This is a genomic window from Agromyces sp. MMS24-JH15, from assembly GCF_043518605.1.
Classification (GTDB): domain Bacteria; phylum Actinomycetota; class Actinomycetes; order Actinomycetales; family Microbacteriaceae; genus Agromyces.
In genome coordinates this window covers 1,721,302-1,744,568 of sequence record NZ_CP171358.1, presented here as the reverse complement: position 1 = coordinate 1,744,568, position 23,267 = coordinate 1,721,302, and the positions used below count along the sequence as shown (strand labels likewise).

Sequence of the window (23,267 nt, the reverse complement as noted above, 5' to 3'; positions counted from 1 at the left end):
CGGATCCGGCCATCAGATGAGCCCCGTCAACCGGAGCACCGAGAACACGACGAGCACCGCGACGACGCCGATGCCGGCCCCGACGAGTCCGGCGCCGACCGGTCGTTTCTCCCGCGCGGCCGCGACGGGCAGGCCGTCGCGGTCGACGCCCGGCCCGATCCGGCGCGCGGCGCGCTCGGCCCGTCGGGACTGCTTCGCGACCGTGGTGATGACCGGCCCGCGCGGCGTGTCGTCCGCGAAGCGGACTGGCGTCGCCGCGGCCCACTCGGGTGCGGCGACCTCGAACGCCGTGACCGGGAGCCCGAGGCGGTACTGGGCGTCGCGCAGCCGATCGGCGAACGCGGCCATCGAGGGGTACCGCCTGGCCGGGTCGCGCGTCATCGCGCCCGCGAGCACCTCGTCGACGATCGCCGGGACGCCCGGCGTCGGGACGGCGCTGGCCGAGCCCCGGACGATGCGCTTCACGAGCTGCTCGCTCGTGTTCTTCGTGCGGTCGGGGAGCTCGAACGGGCTGCGACCCGCGAGCAGCGTGGAGAGCGTGGCGGCGAGGCTCCAGACCTCGCTCGCGACCGTGCCGGCGACCTCCTCGCGGAGCACCTCGGGTGCGCTCCACGGCACCGACATCGCGAGCACCTCCCCCTCGCGGTCGGCGTGGAGGGCGGCGGCGATGCCGAAGTCGGCGAGCACGGGGGCGCCGTAGGTGTTGAGGAGCACGTTCGACGGCTTGATGTCGCGGTGCAGGAGGCCCGCGCGGTGCGCGGTCTCGAGCGCGGCCGCCATGCGGACGCCGACGTCGAGCACCTCGGCCACGGGGAGCGGTTCGCGCTTGTACCGCGCGGCCATCGTGTCGGGGCAGTACTCCATCGCGAGGTACGGGCGGCCGTCGGCCGAGATCGACGCCTGGTGGATCGTCACGATCGACGGATGCGTCGACAGCCGGGCCATGACGTCGGCCTCGGCGTTGAAGCTGCGCCGGACCTCGGCGTCGATCGCGTCGGCGCGGAGCACCTTGACCGCGGTGACGCGGCGCGGCATGTCCTGCTCGTAGAGGAACACGTCGGCGAAACCGCCGGAGCCGAGCGGCCGGACGTAGGTGAGTCCGGCGATAACGGGCGGGCTCGCCGTGCGTCGTGGCGCCACTGTCGGTCCCTCTCGGTCAGCCCGGGCTGACGGACCCGATTCCAGTGGATCGACGGGCCCCGGCGGCCGTTGCGACCGCCACGAGGTAGGCCTCGCCGAGGTCGAGTATATCTCCGGCCTCGAGCCGCACCTGCGCACTGTGGATGAGCAGGCGGGGAGCCCGGCCGGGCGATCGGACGAGCGTACCGTTGGTCGATCCGAGATCCTGTGCGACGAGCGCGCCGCCCTCGGCCCGGACCTCGAGGTGGCGCCCCGAGATCTCGCGTCGCGGGGACGGCGTCACGACGTGCACGACGCCCTCGCCGGCCGCGGCGCGCGGCCGGCGGCCGAACACGACGGGCGGGCTGAGTTCGGCACCGTCGGGGAGCACGAGGAGCAGGTGGTCGGTCGCGGATGCCTCGGCGGCTTCGGCCTCGGCAGCTCCGGCCACGGCCGCGAGGTCGGCGTCGCGAGCGGGCCGAGCGAGGTCGACCCGGCGCGGGTCCGGCGCGGTTGAGGTCGGGAGCACCGGCGCGGGAGCGTGCTCCGGCACGGGCTGCGGCGCCGCCTCCGCCTGCGGCGCCGGCGCGGGCATCCCCGCCGGTCGCAGGTCGTCGGGCGTGGCATCCGCCGTCGAGATCGCGGTCCCGGAGAACGCGTCGGCCGCGCGACCGAGCCCCGGCAGTTCGATGGGGCGCGTCATCAGGTCGACGCGCGGACGCAGCGGCTCGTCGCGCACGCGCGCGATCGTGATCTCGGCGGTGCGCACCACGCCGCGCTGCACGGGCAGGAGGGCGCTCGCGTTCGTCGCCTCGCGCACCCGGCCGATCGCGAGCCGCAGGCCCGCGATCCCGGCGGCCTCGCCGACCACCCAGGCACCCCCGCCCGGGCCGGAGAACCGCGTGGAGGCGACGCCGTCCATCACGACGTCGACGGCGCCGCGCACGCCGACGTGCACGATGCGGGCGCGGTCGTCGACGACCTCGACGATGCCGCAGTCGGGCGGACCGCCGCCAAGCGCGAGCAGGTCGAGGATGTCCGCCAGTTCGGCCTCGTCGTCCTCGAGCAGCGCGTAGAGCTCGCCGGCGAACTCGGCACCGGTCTCATGGCCGAAGAGCGTGACGAACCGGCCGGTGACGATCGCGAATCCGGGTTCGACGCCGATGGGGGCAGGGGCGTACTCGAACATCAGGATGACTGTAGCCGAGGCGCCGCGCCGGGCCGAGCGCCGACCGCGCGTGATCCGCGGTCTCGGGGCGGCGGGGTCGGACGCGGGACGCCGATCGGCAGGGCTCAGCCGCGCAGCGGCCGCTCGAGGACGAAGTCGTGCTCGAGCCGTTCGCCGAGGCGGAACCGCTTGGTGCCGACGCGCACGAACCCGTGCTTCTCGTAGAAGCGGATCGCGCGCGCGTTCTCCTCGTTCACGCCGAGCCACGCGGTCTCGGCCCCGGTCGCCGCGGCGACGTCGACGACCGCCTGCATCAGCGGGCCGGACACGCCCGCCCCGTGGGTCGCACGGCGCGTGTAGAACTTGCTGAGCTCGATCGTCGGGCGCGCCGTCACCGCCGCGGCGACGTCGGCGTCGGACGGCTCTCCCGCGACGAGCATCGCCCAGCCGAGGAGCGTCTCGTCCGCGTCGACCGCGACGAGGACCGCGCGGTCGGCGTCGCCCAGGTAGTCGACGAAGCGCTGCGCCGAGAGGTGCTCGGCGATGAACGCGGCGATCGACTCGGGCTTCGACGACGGCGGGCACGCCAGGGGAAATGTCTCCTCGGCGAGTGCGACGAGGGCGTCGACATCGGCATCGGTTGCGGCACGGATGGTCAGGCTGGGCACGGTCCCCGATTCTCTCAGACGACGGCACACCCCGGTGGTCGGCAGCGCCGAACCCCACCGGTGGTCGAGCAGCGACGGCGGAGCCGACACCCCGGTGGTCGAGGAGCGACGGCGGAGCCGACACCCCCGGTGGTCGAGCAGCGCCGGCGGAGCCGACACCCCGGTGGTCGAGGAGCGACGGCGGAGCCGACGCGTCTCGAGACCACGCCGACCCGAGGCCGGGTTGCGAGGTCTCGAGACGCGTCCTCGCTGCGCTCGGGCGCTCCTCGACCACCGGAGGGGTACCTCGACCACCGGAGGGGTACCTCGACCACCGGAGGGCGGTCGCTCAGAAGAACCGCGCGTACGCCCCCACGGTCAGGAACGTCGGGAACTCGGGCTCGAGCGCGACCGTGCGGAACACGCTGATCGCGTCGTCGAACCGGTCGCCCTCGAACCGCTGCAGCCCCGCGACCGCGGCGGCCATGAGCCGCACGATCGACGTCTGGTCGATGCGCGTGCCCTCGGCGGTCACCGTGTTCTCATGCAGCCACTGCCACACCTGCGAGCGCGAGATCTCGGCGGTCGCGGCATCCTCCATGAGCCCGTCGATCGCGGCGGCGCCGGTGCCGCGCAGCCACGACTCGAGGTAGCGGATCGCGATCGAGATGTCGTCCTGCACGCCGGCCTCGGTGACCTCGCCGCCGATCGACGGGATGTCGAGGAGGTCGGCGGCGGAGACCGACACGTCGTCGCGGAGCCGGTCGACCTGGTTCGGCCGGTCGCCGAGCACGGCGTCGAACTCGGCGCGCGCGGTCTCGATGAGGTCGGGGTGCGCGACCCACGTGCCGTCGAAGCCGTCGCCCGCCTCGCGGCGCTTGTCGGCGCTCACCGCGGCGAGCGCGCGCTCGGTCGCCTCGGGGTCGCGACGGTTCGGGATGAACGCGCTCATGCCGCCGATGGCATGTGCTCCCCGCTTGTGGCAGGTCTGCACGAGCAGCTCGGTGTAGGCGCGCATGAACGGGACGGTCATCGTGATCTGCTTGCGGTCCGGCAGCACCCAGCGGCGGCCGCGGCAGCGGAACGTCTTGATGATCGAGAAGATGTAGTCCCACCGGCCGGCGTTGAGGCCCGCGCAGTGGTCGCGGAGCTCGTAGAGGATCTCGTCCATCTGGAACGCGGCCTGGATCGTCTCGATGAGCACGGTCGCGCGGATCGTGCCGTGCGGCAGGTCGAGGCGCTCCTGCGCGAACGTGAAGATGTCGTTCCACAGCTTCGCCTCGCGGTGCGACTCGAGCTTCGGCAGGTAGAAGTACGGGCCGCGGCCGAGCTCCGTGAGCCGGTGCGCGTTGTGGAAGAAGTACAGCCCGAAGTCCACCAGCGAGCCCGACGCGTGCATCGCGCGGCCCGAGCGGTCGTGGAACCGCAGGTGGTTCTCGGTGAGGTGCCAGCCGCGCGGGCGCATCACGATGGTCGGGGTGTCGCGGATGTCCCGCTCGACGCGGTACTCCTTCCCCTCGGGGCTCGTGTACGAGAGCCGGCCGCGGAGCGCATCGAACAGGCTGAGCTGGCCCTCGACGACGTTCTGCCAGGTGGGGCTCGTGGCATCCTCCTGGTCGGCGAGCCAGACCTTCGCGCTCGAGTTGAGCGCGTTGATCGCCATCTTCCGGTCGGTCGGGCCGGTGATCTCGACGCGGCGGTCCTCGAGGCCGGGGGCGGCGCCCGCGACGCGCCAGGTCGGGTCCTCGCGGATCCACGCGGTCTCGGGGAGGAACCTCGGATCGCGGCCGTTGGCGGCGTCGACCCGGGTCTGCAGGCGCTCGGCGAGCAGTTCGTGGCGGGTGCCGGCGAAGCGGTCGTGGAGCTCGGCGAGGAAGTCGAGCGCGGCCGGCGTCAGGATCTCGCCGTAGCGGTCGCCGAGCGACGCGGTGACCTCGATCCGCGGCTCGACGGTGCGGAAGCTGCCGGTCTGCGGGGTGGACGTGGGCGTCGTCGCCTCGCGCTGGGGCGGGGCATCCTGCCGGTCGATGGTGAGGGTGTTCATGGTCTCGTCTCCTTGCGATGCGGTGGTCGAGCAGCGCCCGCCGGCGGCGGACGCGTATCGAGACCCGGTGACCTGATCTCGATACGCGTCGGCTTCGCCGGCGCTACTCGATCACCGGAATCGGAATCAGTGCTGGAACTGGTCTTCCTCGGTCGATCCGACGAGGGCGAGCGTGGCGCTGGTGGGGTTCAGCGCCGTGGCGATGCGGTCGAAGTAGCCGGTGCCGACCTCGCGCTGGTGGCGCGTGGCCGTGTACCCGGATGCCTCCGAGGCGAATTCCGCCTCCTGGAGCTCGACGTACGCGGACATGTGGCGCTCGCTGTAGTCCTTCGCGAGCGTGAACATGCCGTGGTTCAGGGAATGGAAGCCGGCGAGCGTGATGAACTGGAACGCGTAGCCCATCGACGCGAGCTCGCGCTGGAACTTCGCGATCTGGTCGTCGTCGAGGTGGCGCTTCCAGTTGAAGCTCGGCGAGCAGTTGTACGAGAGCCGCTTGCCCGGGAACTTCGCGTGCACGGCCTCGGCGAACCGGCGCGCGAGGTCGAGGTCGGGCTCGGCCGACTCGACCCAGAGCAGGTCGGCGTACTCGGCGTACGCGAGGCCGCGCGCGATGACCGGCTCGATGCCGTTCTGCACCTCGTAGAAGCCCTCGGCGGTGCGGTCGCCCGTGACGAACGGCTTGTCGCGCTCGTCGTGGTCGCTCGTGAGCAGCGTCGCGGCGAGCGCGTCGGTGCGGGCGATGATGATCGACGGGACGCCGGCGACGTCGGCCGCGAGCCGCGCCGCGTTCAGGGTGCGGATGTGCTGCGAGGTCGGCACGAGCACCTTGCCGCCCATGTGGCCGCACTTCTTCTCGCTGGCGAGCTGGTCCTCCCAGTGCACGCCCGCGGCGCCCGCCTCGATCATCTGGTGCATGAGCTCGTAGGCGTTCAGCGGGCCGCCGAAGCCGGCCTCGGCGTCGGCGACGATCGGGGCCATCCAGTCCTTCGGCTCGGCCTGCCCGCCGGTGGTTGAGCTTGTCGAAACCCCCGCCTCGATCTGTCCCGCCCGCAGCAGCGCGTTGTTGATGCGGCGGACGACCGCCGGCACCGAGTTCGCGGGGTAGAGCGACTGGTCGGGGTAGGTCTGGCCGCTCAGGTTCGCGTCGGCCGCGACCTGCCAGCCCGAGAGGTAGATCGCCTTCAGGCCCGCGCGGACCTGCTGCACGGCCTGGTTGCCGGTGAGGGCGCCGAGCGCGGCCGACCACTGGGGCTCCTCCATGCGCTCGAACGCGGTGCCGGTGTTCCGCTGGATGTCCTCCCACAGCTTCTCGGCGCCGCGGCGGGCGAGCGTGCGCTCCTCGCGGACCGGCCCGCGGAGCTCGACGACGTCCTCGGCGGTGTAGTCGCGGCGGATGCCGTCCCAGCGGGGGTCGGCGCTCCACTCGAGCTCGAGTTCGGCGGCGGTCTGCGTCTGGTCGCCGGGACGGGTCGGGTGCGGGGTGCTCATCGTCGTGCTCCTTCGGTGCCTGCTGGATGACTCGAGCGGATGCCTCGTGGCGGGGCATCCGCTGGTCTTGCATCCACCTTCCGCCGGGTGCGGCGGGGCCGACCGGCGATTCGGGGGGTGAACTTCCCGCGAAGTTCCGCGGCGCGGAAGGATCACGCTCTCGGGAGGCGCCCCGCGCACCGGACGGTCCGTGGCGCGGAATGGGCCGATCCCTTGACGCCCGCTTCGGAAAGCGATTACCGTTCAGGCAGGCCCGCCGAGAAAGCGCTTTCTCCCCGGCGGGAGGCAGCACCGGCTCGAGGCAGGGACCCGGTTCGCGCCGGCACGCACACGCTCTCGATGAGGAGACCCATGTCCCTGACCCCGTCCCTGCTCCGAACGTCGCTCGCGGTGCTCACCGCCGCGGCCCTGACCCTGACGGGTGCCGTCGCCGCCGCGGCATCCGGCCCGTCCACCGCGCTGGATGCCTCGACCCTCCAGATCGCCGACCACGTCGCGATCACCGGGACCGGCACCGACTTCACCATCCACGCGGCGACCGGGAAGAACGTGACCGTCGACGCCCACAGCCGCATCTCCGACCGCGGGCAGCAGTTCACGAAGCGGATCAAGCTCAACGGCACGGGCACCGAGGCATCCCGTTCGCTGCACTTCACCGTCGACGCGTCCGAGGTGCCGACCGAGGTGTTCGTCGCCGCGCGCAGCGGCTCCGCGACCGCGGACCGGGCGATCGCGCTGTACGGCGCCGCGGGCGAGGTCGGCCGCGTGCCCGCCCTCGCCGACGTCGACACCCAGGCCGTGCGCACCGAGCGCATCGCGATCACCGCGGCGGGCGAGTACTGGCTCGCCTCGCCGAGCTCGGGCGTCAACGTCTACTTCGCCCAGCTCGGCGCGTTCGACGCCGTCCCGCGCGCGGCGTGGGATTCGGTCGGCACCCCCGTCATCACCGCGGTCGCGCCCGACCCGGCGAACGCGCGCGACCTGCGGGTCGAGTACGCGGGCGTCCTGGGCGCCGACGGCGGGGATGTCGCGTACGCCACGCTGTTCGACGCCTCGGGTGCCGTCGTCGACCAGGCGTTGACCGCGACGACCGGGGCATCCGGCTCGCTCGTCGTCACGCCGCCCGCGTCGGGCGACTACGCGGTCGAGGTCCGCCTCACGCGCTTCGGCGAGGCGACGCCGATCGCGAGCGCCCGCGCGGCGGTCGCCGACTACTCGCTGCCGCTCGTCGGCCCGGCGATCACCGGCGCGCTCACGACCGCGGTCTCGGGCGCGACGGCGACCGTCGCGGTGACCTGGGCCGCGGCCGCCGAGGCCGAGTCGTACTCGATCGGGGCACGCGCGGCCGGCGCCGCCGACTTCGCGACCGTCCTCACCGGGGTCACCGGCACGAGCGCCGAGGTGCCCGGCCTCGCGGCGGGCACGACGGTCGAACTCCGCGTCGTCGCGCACCGCGGCGGCGAGGCATCCACCGGCCCGGCCGTCGCCGTCGCCGTCGAGGGCGAGGTGCAGCGCTGGCAGGTCGCCGACATCGGCTCGAACGCGGGCTCGGGCGGCTCGGTCACCGAGCACGCCGACGGCTCCATCACCTTCGACGCCCGCGCGAGCTCGACCAAGCTCGCGACGAGCGAGGACGGCTTCCAGTACTTCTACACGCAGGTCGACCCGACCACCGAGAACTTCACGCTCACCGCGACGTTCCGCGTCGACGACGCGACCGCGAAGGACGCCCAGTCGGGCTTCGGCGTGCTCGCGGTCGACACCCTCGTGCCCGGCTCCTCCCCCGCCCGCTACTTCAACTCGGCGGGCGCGCTGGTCACCCGCTACAACTGGGGCAGCGGCGCGGGCGAGTGGCACGACGGCACCCCCGGCGCGCGCTTCGTGCACGGGTACACCGGCGCACCGACCGACAACACCGCGGGCACGCGCGACATGAGCGACTCGGTCGAGTTCGACCCCGCCTGGCGCGCCGACGCATCCGGAGTGAAGTTCCAGGCCGGCGACGAGTACACGTTCGCGCTGCGCCGCTCGAACACCGGGTTCCACGCGATCTGGCAGCGCGACGGCCAGGTGTTCGAGGAGATCCAGTACGACCCCGAGATGCTGCAGCAGCAGGATCCGGAGCGGTTCTTCGTCGGGCTGGCGGTCGCACGCAAGATCCAGGTCACCGTCACGGAGTGGGACTTCACGACGATCCGCCCCGAGGACGACGAGCCCGCGCAGGAACCGCCGACCGAGTACGTCGACGCGACCCTCGCGGTCGACGTCACGACGACCACCCCGGCACCGCACCTCGACGTGCCGCTGGTCGCGAACGTGTTCGGTACGGGTCAGGTACTGGATGCCTCGGGCACGATCGTCGCGGGCGACGTCGCCCTCTCCCCGGGTGAGCGCGTGCTCGTACCGGTGCCCCTGGAGCCCGGCGCGAACGACCTGACGGTCCGGCTCCTGCCGGCGGCCGAGCAGCCGCACCTCGGCGAGCGCGAGGCGCTCCGCTCGACCGACCCGGTCGACGTGCCGCTCTCGGTCACCGTGCGCTCGTACGGGAAACCCGGCGAGTCGATCCGGGTCGCGCCGAACGGCTCGCCCGACGGGCTCGGCACCGCCGCGTCGCCGCTCGACCTCCACACCGCGGTCGCGTTCGCGCAGCCCGGCCAGCAGGTCGTGCTGCAGGGCGGCACGTACGCCCTGAGCCGGGCGGTCGTGGTCGGCCGCGGCCACGACGGCACCGAAGCCGCCCCGATCACGATCCTGTCCGAGCCCGGATCGCGGGCCGTGCTCGACCTGTCGCAGTCGCCCGACGGCGGCCTCGTGCTCCGCGGCGACCGATGGCACGTCTACGACCTGGAGATCACGGGATCCGCCGACAAGCGGAAGCCGATGCTGATCCAGGGCAACCACAACGTGGTCGAGCGCGTCGAGTCGCACCACAACAAGGACACCGGCATCCAGATCTCGGGCTCCGAGAGCGAGCCGCCCGCGCTGTGGCCGACGCACAACCTCGTGGTCTCGTCGGTGTCGCACGACAACGCCGACGTGGGCGGCAACGACGCCGACGGCTTCGCGGCGAAGCTCACGGTCGGCGAGGGCAACGTGTTCCGCTCGGACATCGCGTACAACAACATCGACGACGGCTGGGACCTCTACGCCAAGTCGACCACCGGGCCGATCGGCACGGTCGTGATCGAGGACTCGGTCGCCTACGACAACGGCTGGGTCCAGGCCGAGCCGACGCTCCGGGGCGAGGGCAACGGGTTCAAGCTCGGCGGCGAGTCGATGCCGGGCGACCACCTGCTGCGCAACTCGGTCAGCTTCGGCAACCTGGGGACGGGCGTCACCTCGAACTCGGGGCCGAACGTCCGGCTCGACCGCATCACCTCGGTCGGCAACGACCGCGGCGTCCGCCTGGAGACCAACGCGGCCACCACGGCGTACCTCGCGACGGGCGTGATCTCGTGGCGGTCGCCGTCGCTCGACGTGCTGGCGCTCAAGCAGGCCGACGCCTCGCTGCTGACGGATCCCTCGAACGCGTGGAACCTCGGCGGCGCCTCACCGGTCGACGCGAGCTGGTTCGCGTCGACCGACCTCGACGGCGTGCGGCCGACGATCGCGGCCGACGGCTCGGTCGACCTGCACGGGCTCCTGGAGCTGACGGATGCCGCGCCCGCGGCGACCGGCGCGCGGATCGCCGCGATCGCCGAGCCGACCGTCATCGAGGTCCTGCCCGAGGTGACGGTGCCCCTGCGGAACCTCGTGGCGCCGTCGGTGCGCGGTGATGCGGTGAAGGGCGCGACCCTCGGCGTCGAGGTCGGCGAGTGGTCGCACGAGGCATCCTTCACCTACCGGTGGCTGCGCGACGGCTCCCCCGTCCCAGGTGCCGTCGGACAGCGTCCGACGTATCACGTGCGGGGTGCCGACGTCGCGCATGTGATCTCGGTCGAGGTGACCGCGACCGTGCCCGGGCAGGACCCGGTCGTCGCATCCTCGACCGGGGTGCTCGTCGCGGACCGGGTGCCGACCGTCGCCGAGACGATCGGCCAGGTCATCCGCACCGTCCTCGACTGGCTGTGGGGGCTCCTCCACTGAGCCGCTGAACGCACCGCCGCCGGAACCGGCCGCCCGAACCGGTCGCCCGACCTCGGTCGGGCGGCCGGTTCATCGCGGCCTCCCGTTCGGCGGAGCGGCTCAGCGCGGCGGGCGGTTCCGTGCGCGGCGGGCGGTTCAGTGCGCGGCGCGTGCGCCGGTGCGGTCGCGTCCTGCGACGCGGTCGCGGCCCGCGACGTGCAGGCGCTCGGCGAAGCGGCGGATGCCGGCGCGGACAGGCCCGGCGGCGGGCGCCTCGGCGCGTTCGGCGGCGAACGCCGCGCGGTCGGCCGCGTTGCGGCGGTGCTCGTTGACGCGTGCGGCCTCGAGCTGGTCGTGGTCCTGGATGGCCTGCGTGAGGTAGCCGTATGCGAGGTCCATGGTTCCGTTCCCTTCCGGGTCTTCGGCGGCGTTCCCGTCGCCTGCATCCAGATTCGTCGCTGAGGCACCCCTGCCGGATCGGGCGGATGCCGCATCTTGGGCGGCTCAGCGGGCGTCCGAGGTGGCTGAGGTACCTCAGATGCGCGGGCCCGCGCCCTAGGCTGTGCGCATGCCGGTCGACCTGCGCGATCCCGTGCGACTCCTGCTCGACACCGTGCTCGCGGACGCGCGAGTCCACGAGGAGGGCGCGGTCGCGGACTACATTCCGGAGCTCGCGAACGCCGACCCCGACGCCCTCGGCATCGCGCTCGTGAGCACGCGCGGAGTCCCGCACGAGGCGGGCGACTCGGGCGTCGAGTTCACGATCCAGTCGGTCTCGAAGCCGTTCGCGTACGCGCTCGCGCTCGACCTGTTCGGCATCGACGCGGTGTCGGAGCACGTCGGCCTCGAGCCGAGCGGCGAGCCGTTCAACGCGATCAGCCTCGACGAGGCATCCGGTCGCCCGATGAACCCGATGATCAACGCGGGGGCCATCGTCACGACCTCGCTGCTGCCGGGTGCGACCGCCGACGAGAAGTTCGCGGTCGTGCGCACGGGGCTCGAGCGGTTCGCGGGACGCGAACTCGGGGTCGACGAGGCGGTGTTCGCGTCGGAGGCCGCGACGGGCGACCGGAACCGCGCGCTCGCGTACCTCACGCGGTCGGCGGGCACGCTGGGCTCGACCGCGGAGGTCGCGACGACCGCGTACTTCCGCCAGTGCTCGGTGCTCGTGACCGCGCGCGACCTCGCGATCATGGCCGCGACGCTCGCGACCGGCGGCGTGAACCCGGTCACCGGCGAGCGCGTGATCAGCGAGGATGCCGCGCGCTGGACGATGGCCGTCATGACCGGGTGCGGCATGTACGACGCGTCCGGCACCTGGCTCGTGCGGGTCGGCCTGCCGGCCAAGAGCGGCGTCGGCGGCGGGATCGTCGCGGTGCAGCCCGGGCAGTTCGGCATCGGCACGTTCAGCCCGCGGCTCGACGCCCGCGGCAACAGCGTGCGCGGGGTCGCGATGCTGGAGGCGCTCTCGCGCGACCACGGCCTGCACATGCTCGCCCACCGCGAGGAGCCGCTGTCGCCGATCGGCGCGCTCTCGCGCTCGGACGACGGCATGGAGACCGTGGCCGCGCTGCGCGGCGAACTCCGGTTCGCGGCCGCCGAGGAGGTGCTCACGCGGCTGGCGCCGCTCGTGCGGGACGACGGCACGCTCGTGCTCGACTTCTCGTCGGTCACGAGCGTCGGCCCGGCCGCGACCCGACTGTTCCGCGCGCTCCCCGGGCTGCTCGGCCCGGTCGAGGACCGCCACATCCAGGTCGTGCTCCACGACCCCGAGGGCGTGCTCGACGACGACTGATCGCATGCTCGACCGGCATCGAGACGGCCGCGGCGACAGCGGCGGCGGCCGCTCGAGGTCGCCCGGCCGGCGCGGTTCACGTGAACCGCGCCGGCCGGACGCGCGTCACTGCTGGAACGCCTCCGGCGCCCCGGGCACGCCCGGGCGGGCGATCGGCGCGAGCTGGGCGATCGGCGGCTGCCACGGCGTCGTACGGCCGAAGGCCAGGAGGGCGAACCAGATCAGCGGCAGGAAGGCGTACAGCACGGCGAAGCCGCCGCCCTTGCCGAAGCCCCGGCCGATCCGGTACGCCGCGACGACCAGGAAGACCACGGTCACGACGTTCACGATCGGGACGAACAGCAGCACGGCGAGCCATCCGGGCTGGCCGCCGACCTCGAGGAACCGCCAGCTGCTGTAGACGGGCACCCAGGCGGGCCATCCGTCGTGGCCGGTCTTGCGCAGGATGCGCGAGAGGAAGACGCCCGTCAGCACGTACGAGCCGACGGCGGAGAGGAACAGGATCGCGTACGCGGCGCCGATCATGGCGATCAGCGGCGCGGGGTCGAGTGTGGTGTCCATGCGTGGTCCTTCGTGGGTCGGGGCCGGGTCAGCTGGCGGGCAGGAGCACGGTGGCCACGCGCTCGGGGAGTTCGTCGAGCGTGGTCGAGAGGGATGCCTCGTCGGGGCACTCGGCGTAGATCCAGACGCCCTGGCCGATGCCCGCGAACGCGCGCGCGATGAGCGCGCTCACCGTGCCGTCGCCGACGAGCCCGACCTGCAGCGCCTCGGTGGTGCCGCCGCCGGGCGCGGTGTTGACGATCGACGCGGGCTCGACGGAGATCGTGTCGTCGACCGGCCCGCCGGCCATCCACTCGATGAGCGAGATGGTCGCCGCGTCGTCGCCGGACGTGAGGTCGACGGCCGGGTCGAGCGTCGCGTAGTAGTCCCAGAAGACCGTGCACCCGGTCGCCGCGTTGTCGGAGCCGAGGTAGCTCGGGCCGTCCTTCGTGGTGTCGGTCCAGCCCTCATCGGCGTCGAACGCCGAGATCAGCATGACCGAGGTGCCGGCGGGCAGTTCGACGTCCCACGGCAGGTCGGCCGGGAGGTCGGAGCCGATCGCCTCGAGTGCGTCATCGAGCTCCTCGGCGCCCTCGGCCACCTCCGCGGGGTTGGCCTCGTCGCGGAAGGCGTCGACGGCGGACACGGCCAGCGCACCGGCCGGCACGATCACGAGCGGCAGCGCGATCACCGGCAGCAGCGTCACGACGATCGCGAGCGCGAGCGCCCAGCCGAGGCCCTTCGGGCGCTCCGGCTGTGGCGGGGATGACGGATCGAAGGTCAAGTGGACTCCCATCGGATGCATCGAGCCGGTTCCGGCACGAAGTTTCGAGAATACTGGGAGTCAGGCGCCGGTGACGGAGCCCTGTGCAAACGCCGGCGGCACGGGTGGATCTCACGTCATCGTTCCCCCACCCGCCCGTTCGACCCGGAGTCGGGCGCTCGTTGTGGAGAACTCTGGATGCGGCCTGTGAGCCCACCGCTAGGTTTCCCCGGTGAACACTCGCACTCGCATCACCTCATCCCTGATCGGATTCGCACTCGCCACGGCCCTGGTCGTGGTGCCCGCGGCATCCGCGTCCGCCTCGACGAAGTGCACGGACAACGTGTACGGCCCCGGCGGCTACGCCACCTGCATCGGCTACATCCAGACGATGCTCAACAGCTGGGCGCACGACTACGGCATCGCTCCGATCGCCGTCGACAACTCGTACGGCCCCGCCACGACGAAGCGCGTGAAGGACTTCCAGTACGACCAGTGGAACCCGAAGCTCACGGTCGACGGGTACGTCGGCCCGAAGACCTGGGCCGCGCTGTGCGGCTGGTCCATCTACGGCACCGCCGCCGCCAAGAAGGCCCGCGTCCTCGCCGGCTGCTGACCCGAGCAACCGACCACCCGGTGGTCGAGGAGCGCCGACGCGAAGCGCCCACCCGGTGGTCGAGTAGCGCCGACGCGAAGCGCCCACCCGGTGGTCGAGTAGCGCCGACGCGAAGCGCCCACCCGGTGGTCGAGTAGCGCCGACGCGAAGCGCCCACCCGGTGGTCGAGTAGCGCCGACGCGAAGCGCCCACCCGGTGGTCGAGTAGCGCCGACGCGAAGCGGCGACGCGTATCGAGACCTCGTGAGCAGGTCTCGACACGGCGCTGCGCGCCTACTCGACCACCGGTGGGCCGGCGGACTACTTCACCGTCACCTTCACCGCCTTCGACGCGGTCTCGCCGTTCGCGTTCGCGAACACCGCGACGAGCGTGTGCTCGCCCGGCGCGACCCCGACCAGCTTCACCGAGGCCGACTGCGCCGACGGCGTCGCCGCGACGAGCGCCCCCTGCCCCACGACGACCCCGTCGAGCTCGAACCGGTAGGAGGTCGCGTTGGTCCCCCACCACAGGTTCGCGGTCGCCGTGAACGAACCGGCGTTCTTCTTCTGGTCGGTGCTCACCACGGGCAGCCCGGGCGCCGCATCGACCACGCGAACGGTCGTCGACGACGTCGCCGTCACACCCTTCGAGTTGATGAGCTCGCCGGTGTACACGTACGTGCCGTTCGGCTTGCCCGTGAACGAGAGCCCGGTCGTCTGCGACAGGCCGCCGGTCTCGCCGAGCACCCGCGTGGTCACGAGCGACCCGTTCTCGTACAGCCGGAACACGCTGCCCGGCACGCCCCACCACAGGTTCGCGACGACGTCGTAGGTCCCGTCGTGCAGGCCGGTCGCCCATCCGCTCGTGTTCGAGAGCACCGCGCGACCCGGCGCGGCCGTGGCCGTGTCGGCCGGCAGCACGAGCAGGGTCGACGACGAGGATGCCACGAGCCCGGCGTGGTTCGTCGCGGTCACCTCGACCGTCACGTCGCCGAACAGGCCGAGCGCAGCGAGGTCGACCGAGGCATCCGCTTCGACCTGCTCGCCGCCCACGGTGACGACCACCGTGCGCACGCCCGATTCCGGGTCATCCGCCGTGATGCCGAGCTGGAGCGGGGCATCCGCGACGACCGTCCCGGAGGGCAGGCCCGCGATCACCGGCGCGCTGCCGTCGGCAGCGGGCGCGTTCACGTACGCGATCGACGCGACCGGCGGCTCGGCCATGCCCTCGCCGATGAAGTACGACGGGTGCGGCGGCTGGTTGTAGGCCGAGTTCTGGCCCGCGACCGACTGCCGGTACTGCGAGTCGTGCATCAGTGTCGGGATGCGCGTGTCCGTGGCATCCGTCGTCGTGGTGATCCGGATCGAGTTGCCGTCCGCCGAGCGCACCGCGAGCTCCTCGCGCCAGTCGCCGAACAGGTCGGCCTGGAGCACCGGGTTGCCCTTGGTGGTGTTGTTGGTGAGGGTTCCGTCGAGGCGGAGCAGTTCGTCGGCGCGCTTCGTCGCCGGGTTCCACTTCGAGATCGTCGGCACGCCCGTCGCGGTGACGGTGTCGTAGTCGTGGTCGGTGATCTCGCGGGTGAGGTCGCCGTCCCACCAGGTGACGAAGTTCGCCGCGGGGATCTCGGTCGACAGCACGTCGCCGGCGGCCGACTTCAGGGTGCCGACGGGCGAGTTCCACGCGTAGTCGCCGCCGATGTTCCACGCCTCGGCACCGGGGTGCGTCGGGTCGATGTCGGCGGCGGCGCCGCGCCCGGTGTCCTTGGTGGACTTGGTCGACCACAGCACCTCGCCGGTCTCGGCGTCGCGCATGGTCGCGCCGTAGCCGCCGTTGCCCGGGATCTCCTCGTGCACCGCGAAGACCTCGAGGCCCGGGCGGTCGGTGACGAAGTCGCTGACGTGCAGCGCGTCGCCGTGCCCGAGGTCGGTGTTGTAGAGCGGCGTGCCGTCGTCGTCGATGGTCATCGAGCCGTAGACGATCTCGTCGAGCCCGTCGCGGTCGACGTCGGCCGGGACGAACTGGTGGTTGCCCTGGCCTTCGTACTCCTTGCCCGCGACATCCGAGTCGAAGGTCCAGCGCTGCTGGAGCTTCCCGTCGATGAGGTCCCACGCGACGATCACGGTGCGCGTGTAGTACCCGCGGCTCGTGACGAGCGACGGGTGTTCGCCGTCGAGGTACGCGACGCCGGCGAGGAACCGGTCGACCCGGTTTCCGTACGTGTCACCCCACGCGCCGACGGTGCCGCGGCCCGGGCGGTAGTCGACGGTGTCGATCGCGGCGCCGGTCTCGCCGTCGAAGACGGTCAGGTACTCGGGTCCGCTCAGGATGTACCCGCTCGCGTTCCGGTAGTCCTTGGATGCGTCGCCGATGACCGTGCCGACGCCGTCGACCGTGCCGTCCGCCGTCTTGAACGCGACCTCGGCCTTGCCGTCGCCGTCGAAGTCGAAGACCTCGAGCTGCGTGTAGTGCGCGCCGGCGCGGATGTTCACGCCCAGGTCGATGCGCCACAGGCTCGTGCCGTCGAACTCGACCGCCTCGGCGTACACCTTGCCGGTGTAGCCCGACTGCGAGTTGTCCTTCGAGATCGACGGGCTCCACAGGAACACGAGTTCGTACTGGCCGTCGCCGTCGACGTCGCCGACCGTGCCGTCGCCGGGCGCGTAGGTGACGGTCTGCCCGTCGGGCAGGGTGAACGGCGCGGGCTTGGTCAGCGGGATGTCGAGGAACTGGTCGTCCCAGACGGCGACGTCCTGCGCGACGGTGACCTCCTGCTCCCCCTGGATCGCCGTGATCAGGTAGGTCGACTCGGCCGTTCCGTCGGCGTCGACGAAGTTCGTCGTGTCGGTGATCGGCTCGTCGTTCGCCTTCACCCCGTCGCGGTACACGTTGAACGCGAGGTCGCGCGCGTCGAGGCCGAGCAGGCGCCAGCCGAGGTACACGCCGCCGCCCTCGCTCTCGCTGCGCTGCACCGCCACGGGCGCGCGGTCGAGGTATTCGGCCTGGCGCACGAGCGTGGTCGCGACCTCGGTCGTGAAGGTGTCGGATGCCTCGGACGCGCCGCCCGCGTTCTGCGCGACGAGCCGGTAGAGGTAGGGGCGCGTCGTGAGCACGTCGTCATCGGTGTAGGTCGGCTCGGTGACCGTGGCGACCTGCTCGAACGGGAGGTCGGCGCGGGTGCTCCGGAACACCTTCCATTGCAGCGTCTCGGCATCGTCGTTCCAGCTCACGGTCACGCTGTTGCGCTGGATGTCGGTGGCCGCGAGCCCGGTCGGCGTCGCGGGCTTCGCGACGGACGGGTCGGTGACGGATGCCCCGAGCCGCGCGCTCTGCACCGAGACGCGGGTGCCCTTCACGGTCGCGACGGTGTAGTCGTACGACTCGCCGAGCGCGACGCCCGTGTCGGTGAAGCTGAGGGTCGAGGCATCCACCGTGCCCACCTCGGCGAGGGTGCCGCCGGGTGCCGAGCGGAAGACCTTGTAGCCCGTGGCATCCGCGACGGCGTCCCAACCGAGCGTGACGGCCTCGTTCACCGCGTCGACGTGCGTGGCGGCCAGGTTCGCGGGCGCCGCGAGCGGCGTCTGCACCTTGATGCCGTTGATGCGGCCGTCGCCCGAGGTGACCCTGATGGTGAGCTGCCCGTCGGCGACCGCGATCGCCGGGAAGTACGCCTCGTGGATGTTGCCCGACGTCGTGCTCGGGCCCGCGTACGCGACGCCCTCGAGGTCGAAGCTCGTGCGGTTGCTCGCGATCAGGTCACCGGCATAGGTGGTGACCTCGTACGTGCCGTTCGGCACGTCGACCGCGAACACCTGGGTGTTGCCGATCGTGAAGTCGCGGGCCACGACGTTGTCGCCGCCGCGGTCGCGGAAGTTCGCCGCGGGCGGGGCCGTGGTGAAGCCGTAGCCGCGGGCGGCGGTGTAGGTGGTGCCGGGGTTGATGCCGATCCAGCCGGGGACGACCGGAGTGGCGGGGCCGCCGAAGTCGAAGGCGTAGTCGATGTTCGGGGCGGCGGCTTGCTCGGCTGCGGCGGCGGGCGCCGTCGCGGTGAGCGCGCCGGCCGCGACGAGCGCGGTGCCGGCGAGCGCGGCGCACACGCGCGCGGCGCGCGCGCGACTGGCATGACGGACGTGTGGACTCACGTGATCTCCTTCGATCGGGTGCCCTCTGCCTGGAGCAGCGCGAGGGCCTGCCTGCGGTGGTGCCCAGCAGCGTCCGTGCTCGCCGCGGATGACTCGTGGATGCCGCGTCCGGGTCGGGAAAGCGATTTCCTTGAATCGTCTCAATCCTTGCGGGCGGGGCGGGGCTGCGTCAAGGGCGGGTGCGCTCACGTGTCGAGGGGTGACGTCAGGGCGGGTGTGCGCGCGCGTATGGAGACGTCCGGTGGTCGAGGAGCGCCCGAGCGAAGCGAGGACGCGTCTCGAGACCCCGCCCCGCAGCCGTCACCCCGGCGGTCAACGCTTGCATTCCGGTGGTCGAGGAGCGCCCGAGCGAAGCGAGGGACGCTTCTCGAGACCCGCGCCACCCGCGCCACCCGCGCCCCCGACCCCCCGACCCGTTGTCAACTTCCGATTGACAGGTCTCCTGCGTCAACCTACGCTTGACACATGCCCAAGCGAACGACCCCCGCCCCCACCGCCCGAACCTCGACCGGCGTCGCCGTCATCCTCGTCGGCATCACCCTGAACCTGATCGGCTTCGCCCTGCTCGACGGCTTCGCAAACGGCCTGGTGATCGGCTTCGCTGTCGTGGTGATGCTGGCCGGCATCGTGCTGCTCGGGAGCGCACTCGGCTGGGGCGCGTCGCGCAACCCCTCGAGCGAGGCCCGCGGCTGGTGGCTGCCCAGCCGGGACAACGACCGATGACCGCCGTCGGCGACGCGGTCACGCGCGCGATCCTCGAGTCCGCCGCGATCGACGACGAGATCGGACGCGACGGCCACCTCGCCCTGATCCGCGCGAGCGCCGACGCGGAGCGCGAGGTCCGAACCATCCTGCGACAGGCGGTCGAATCGGCCCGCTCCGGCGGCGTCAGCTGGTCGTCGATCGGCGCCGAACTCGGGATGAGTCGCCAGGCCGCGCAGCAGCGCTTCGGCGACGGCGGCAGAGCGGATGCCTCGGGCGAACCGTTCGACCCGGCCGCCAACTCTTCCGGCGCCGACGATTCCGGCGACGGCCCGGAGTACCGCTGGCTCGGCCCCGTCACCGCATTCGACGAGATGGCCGAACTCGACCTCGCCGGCAAGGCCGGCTGGCACACCGTCGAAGCCGGGATGCTCCGCCACCGCATGGTGCTCACCGACACCCAGTGGGAACATAAGCGTGTGATCGGCCGAGGCCCGACGCGGCGAGAAGCTGCGGAGGGATGGGTCGTGGGGTGCCAGTTCTTCCCGTGGGTGTATTTGGTGCGGGATGTGGGGGTGGGCTAGGCGACCGGGCGCGTGTCGGCCACCCGCCGAGTTTCCATTGATTGCATCCCGCTCGACCTCGACGCGCCCGACATCGGAAACGACGCCGCGGTCGCATGCGCGTCGCGAGACCTCTCCGCGCGACCGCTGCACGCAACGGAGAACGACATCACTCGGATCACCGTGAAGCCGGCGAACGTGCATCGTTGAAATTCGGACCCGGGTTGTCGGAGCACATCGACGCTCGGCGGCCCGAGCGACACGTCGGGTTCTTCCGCGGCTCGCTACTTGCTGTCCAACGGGTTCAGGTAGTAGTTCGGGCTCAATGGTCCGCGTTGTTGCATGCTCCGCGCTCGCGAATTCGATGGCAGAGGCCCCGACGGATTCACGGGGTCACCGGGAATCCGTTGTGCTCTCGGCCGCGGCGACTGCGAAGGTCTTGCGCTTGAAAGACTCCGCATCTCTTCATCTCGGCGAGCGGTCGCGAGCCTTGAGAACTCCGCGAGGAGCAGGTGGAAGCGGGCGAGACGCCGCCTGATCTCGGGCGCTCGCCGAGCGCGCTCTGGCAGCTGCCGCTCGAACTTCCGCACACTCGCCTGGAGCTCGTGATGTTGGCGCTCGATCTGACTACTCCGGGTGCCCGCGCGACGCTTCGCACGGCCCAGCCAAATATCGGCCCGTTCAACCGTTGCAAGGATCGACTGCCACGGATCCAGGTCGGCATGGTCGCGCGATGCCGGTACTCTTGCGGCGTAGGGCGGCTGGCGGACGAGCGTATTAGTCGCCCGAGTTCTCGACGACGATGGCGCCCCTTGGGGTATCGCCCGCTGGAGTTCGTCGGTCGTGGACTCGCTGGCCGGGGCGCCACCTTGCGCCATGGAGTGCAGTCGTGCGCGGACGTCATCGTCGAGCGCAGCAGAGAGATGCTGGAACACGCTCGCGAGCATACGGAGACCATCCGACAAAATGCTGAGTGAGTTTCGTTTCCGCCAGTACCACGATCCCGGATCGGGCCGATACGCTGATCGGCTGCATCCCAAACCGGAAGGCTGATGACGATGGACGTCCAGGAGACCCGCCTGCGCGAGGTGTTGCAGGGTCAGACCCAGTACCGGGTGCCGCTCTACCAGCGGCCCTACTCATGGACGATCAAACAGCTCGAACGGCTCTGGGCGGACATCCTCGAACTCGCGGAGACGCACGAGACGTCGCCGGCGACGACGCACTTCACCGGGTCGCTCGTGCTCTCGACCGGACAGATCGGGCCCAATGGGACCGAGTTCCTCGTCGTCGATGGCCAGCAGCGGCTCACGACACTCAGCATCCTCGTAGCCGCCCTGCGCGACCATTACGCAGAGACTGAGCCCGAGAACCCGGCTCAGGTCGCCCGGCTGGAGGAAACCTTTCTCGTCGACCGGTTCAAGCAGGGCGACGACCGGCTCAAGCTGCTGCCGACGCAGGCGGATCGGCCGGCGTACCGGTCGATCATTGCAGGGGCCATCGACCACTCCACGCCTTCTGGACTGATCGACGCGTATCGCTTCTTCCGCACCAAGCTTCGCCTCGCCGACGATCCCGACGATCCGCACGACATCCCCCGGCTCGAGGGCGCCGTCCTCAATGGTCTGGTGTTCGTCGCGATCACGGCGAAGGGCGAGGACAACGTCTATCGGATCTTCGAATCGCTCAACAACACCGGCATGAAACTGACGCAGGGCGACCTTCTTCGCAACTACCTGTTCATGCGTGCCGGCGAGCGCGGTGAGGAGGTGTACGACACCTGGTGGCTCCCGATGCAGAAGATCCTGTCACCGAGCGACCTCGAGGCTCTGTTCTGGATCGATCTCATCTGGCGGAACCCGGATGCCAAAGCCGGCGACATCTATTCGGGGCAGGTCGACCGACTCCGGCATCTCGACCAGGTCGGCATCATCGACGAGGTCAAGCGATTCAAGCGCCTTGCCGAGCTGTTCGCGATTTACCGCGACCCGGACCAGGAGAGCGACCCCGAAGTCGCGAAGCGGCTGCGAAGAGTCAAGAGCTGGGGCATCGGATCGATGGATGTGCTCGTCCTGTTCTGGCTCCGGCTTCGTGACGACCGGCGCATCGGAAGTGCTGAAGTGTCCGACGCGCTTCATCTGATCGAGTCGTTCCTCGTACGACGGATCGTCGTCGGGGCACCGGCGAACTCCTTGCCCCGGATCTTCAATCGGGCGAGCACTGAACTCGGCGACGCTCCCTCTGTCGAGGCACTCCGTCGCTACTTCACCGTTGGCCGGAAATTCTTCGCAACCGATGCGCAGATCGCCGATGCGGTGCTCAAGAAGCCGTTCTATTACCAGGGGCGCCCCCACCAGCGGAAAACGGTGCTCGCATGGTTGGAGGAGGCGACGCCGATCACGTGGCTCGGAGTCGAACGTCAGGCGCGTGAACACGCCGACATCTCCGCAACGAGTATCGAACACGTCATGCCGCAGTCGCTCAGCCCCATCTGGCGCGATGCCATCGCTGTGCAGCTCGACGACGAGGGCGGCAGCGTTGATGAAGCCCACGAGGAGTTCCTTCACACACTCGCGAACCTCACGTTGACGGCGTACAACTCCGAACTCAGCAATCGACCCTTCACGGAGAAGCGGCAGCTCTTGGAGGCATCCGGACTGCGGATGAATCATGAGATCGCGAGCAGAACCGACTGGGGCCCGCTCGAGATTCGAGCGCGAGGTCGAGTCCTCTCAGAACGCATCGTCTCGATGTGGGCTGGCCCTCTGGCTGATACGGACGCGGATGACTCGGGCGTGCGGTGGAAGCTGGCAATCGACGCCGTAGCGGCGATCCCCGCCGGCCGTTGGGCGAGCTACGGAGACGTCGCAGCCGTCGCCGGAACGCATCCGGTTCCGCTCGGCCAGTTCCTCGCTACGAAGCAGGTGCCGGGCGCGCACCGTGTCTTGCAGATCACCGGCACTGTGTCTCCCGGTTTCACCTGGGGACCGGACAGCCCGAACGAAGGTGTCGACGTGCACGAGCTGCTCTCCCAGGAGGGGCTCGAGTTCGATGCCGACGGCCACGCCTCGGCTGATCAGCGCCTGCGGGTCTCCGAGCTCGCCGAGTCGATCGGGCTGTCTGTCCGCTCGGACGAGGAACCGCTGACCGAGGAGGACGGTGGCGACCGGAATGCGTTCCTCGCCCAACTTGCCGCGGAGCAAGCGCCCTCGACCCTCCACGGAGTGATCGAACTGCTCAACGCATGGGAACGCTTGGGTGGTCGCGTGGAGTTCGGCACAGGCAACGAGATCAGTTGCATTCTGGTGCTCGAGCGACCCGAGCGAGGGAAGACCATTTCGCCGTTCGTCATCTACCCGTACGGCAGCATCGAAGTCGCGTTCCAGTACCTCGTCAACAGAGCGCCCTTCGATGAGCCCGAGCTCCGGGACGCGCTGCGATCCCGGCTGAACGCCATCACCGGGATCGACCTCGCCGCAGATCGACTCGAGTCGCGCCCATCCTTCCCCGTGGACGTCATCGCGAGCCGGACCGCACGGGACCAGGTGGTCGAGGTCCTCGAGTGGTTCGTCAACGAGGTCGCCACATACGACTCAGAATTCGCAGCCTGACTTGGCCGGTGGGTGCCCCGACAGCGTC

The 23,267-nt window shown here is 71.1% G+C and carries 16 protein-coding genes; 7 read left to right on the top strand and 9 right to left on the bottom strand.

The window, feature by feature from the left end; genetic code table 11:
- Window positions 1–12: 12 nt before the first annotated feature.
- From ACDF64_RS07915 to aceA, 5 genes are all read right to left on the bottom strand, one after another.
- Window positions 13–1,140, bottom strand: coding sequence for a serine/threonine-protein kinase (locus ACDF64_RS07915; RefSeq protein WP_394554649.1), 1,128 nt, complete (start codon window positions 1,138–1,140; stop codon window positions 13–15).
- Window positions 1,141–1,156: 16 nt separating this feature from the next.
- Complete coding sequence (locus ACDF64_RS07910; RefSeq protein ID WP_394554647.1) at window positions 1,157–2,308, bottom strand: FHA domain-containing protein; 1,152 nt, start codon at window positions 2,306–2,308, stop codon at window positions 1,157–1,159.
- 104 nt (window positions 2,309–2,412) lie between these two features.
- A complete protein-coding gene (locus tag ACDF64_RS07905) occupies window positions 2,413–2,955 on the bottom strand; it encodes a GNAT family N-acetyltransferase (protein WP_394554645.1) in 543 nt (180 codons plus the stop codon).
- A 328-nt stretch (window positions 2,956–3,283) separates the two neighbouring features.
- Window positions 3,284–4,978 carry a malate synthase A gene (aceB, locus tag ACDF64_RS07900; protein ID WP_394554644.1) on the bottom strand — a complete coding sequence of 565 codons (1,695 nt, stop codon included), beginning with the start codon at window positions 4,976–4,978 and terminating at the stop codon, window positions 3,284–3,286.
- A gap of 126 nt (window positions 4,979–5,104) precedes the next feature.
- Window positions 5,105–6,466, bottom strand: a complete 1,362-nt coding sequence (aceA, locus tag ACDF64_RS07895; protein WP_394554643.1) for an isocitrate lyase — start codon at window positions 6,464–6,466, stop codon at window positions 5,105–5,107.
- A gap of 351 nt (window positions 6,467–6,817) precedes the next feature.
- On the opposite strand from aceA, the gene ACDF64_RS07890 reads away from it, so the two are divergent.
- Complete coding sequence (locus tag ACDF64_RS07890) at window positions 6,818–10,552, top strand: hypothetical protein (RefSeq protein WP_394554641.1); 3,735 nt, start codon at window positions 6,818–6,820, stop codon at window positions 10,550–10,552.
- Between the two features lie 135 nt (window positions 10,553–10,687).
- On the opposite strand, the gene ACDF64_RS07885 is transcribed toward ACDF64_RS07890, so the two are convergent.
- Window positions 10,688–10,930, bottom strand: a complete 243-nt coding sequence (locus ACDF64_RS07885; RefSeq protein ID WP_394554639.1) for a hypothetical protein — start codon at window positions 10,928–10,930, stop codon at window positions 10,688–10,690.
- 169 nt (window positions 10,931–11,099) lie between these two features.
- On the opposite strand from ACDF64_RS07885, the gene glsA reads away from it, so the two are divergent.
- Window positions 11,100–12,326, top strand: coding sequence for a glutaminase A (glsA, locus tag ACDF64_RS07880; RefSeq protein ID WP_394554637.1), 1,227 nt, complete (start codon window positions 11,100–11,102; stop codon window positions 12,324–12,326).
- 105 nt (window positions 12,327–12,431) lie between these two features.
- Here glsA and ACDF64_RS07875 read toward each other — a convergent pair whose 3' ends face one another.
- Both ACDF64_RS07875 and ACDF64_RS07870 read right to left on the bottom strand, forming a co-directional pair.
- Window positions 12,432–12,887 (bottom strand): DUF5684 domain-containing protein, encoded by a 456-nt coding sequence (locus ACDF64_RS07875; protein ID WP_394554635.1) that lies wholly within the window; start codon window positions 12,885–12,887, stop codon window positions 12,432–12,434.
- A 28-nt stretch (window positions 12,888–12,915) separates the two neighbouring features.
- On the bottom strand, window positions 12,916–13,650 hold the full coding sequence (locus tag ACDF64_RS07870) for a hypothetical protein (protein WP_394554633.1): 735 nt from the start codon (window positions 13,648–13,650) through the stop codon (window positions 12,916–12,918).
- Between the two features lie 211 nt (window positions 13,651–13,861).
- On the opposite strand from ACDF64_RS07870, the gene ACDF64_RS07865 reads away from it, so the two are divergent.
- Window positions 13,862–14,245 carry a peptidoglycan-binding protein gene (locus tag ACDF64_RS07865; RefSeq protein WP_394554631.1) on the top strand — a complete coding sequence of 128 codons (384 nt, stop codon included), beginning with the start codon at window positions 13,862–13,864 and terminating at the stop codon, window positions 14,243–14,245.
- A gap of 299 nt (window positions 14,246–14,544) precedes the next feature.
- Here ACDF64_RS07865 and ACDF64_RS07860 read toward each other — a convergent pair whose 3' ends face one another.
- A complete protein-coding gene (locus ACDF64_RS07860) occupies window positions 14,545–18,363 on the bottom strand; it encodes a hypothetical protein (RefSeq protein WP_394554629.1) in 3,819 nt (1,272 codons plus the stop codon).
- A gap of 465 nt (window positions 18,364–18,828) precedes the next feature.
- Here ACDF64_RS07860 and ACDF64_RS07855 point away from each other — a divergent pair, with 465 nt between their 5' ends.
- From ACDF64_RS07855 to ACDF64_RS07840, 4 genes are all read left to right on the top strand, one after another.
- A complete protein-coding gene (locus ACDF64_RS07855; protein ID WP_394554626.1) occupies window positions 18,829–19,086 on the top strand; it encodes a hypothetical protein in 258 nt (85 codons plus the stop codon).
- On the top strand, window positions 19,083–19,649 hold the full coding sequence (locus ACDF64_RS07850; RefSeq protein WP_394554624.1) for a hypothetical protein: 567 nt from the start codon (window positions 19,083–19,085) through the stop codon (window positions 19,647–19,649). The genes ACDF64_RS07855 and ACDF64_RS07850 overlap by 4 nt, the downstream gene beginning before the upstream one ends.
- A 12-nt stretch (window positions 19,650–19,661) precedes the next feature.
- Entirely contained in the window at window positions 19,662–19,838 is a 177-nt protein-coding gene (locus ACDF64_RS07845; protein WP_394554622.1) for a dsRBD fold-containing protein, read from the top strand.
- An 848-nt stretch (window positions 19,839–20,686) separates the two neighbouring features.
- On the top strand, window positions 20,687–23,239 hold the full coding sequence (locus tag ACDF64_RS07840; protein WP_394554620.1) for a DUF262 domain-containing protein: 2,553 nt from the start codon (window positions 20,687–20,689) through the stop codon (window positions 23,237–23,239).
- Window positions 23,240–23,267: the final 28 nt, after the last annotated feature.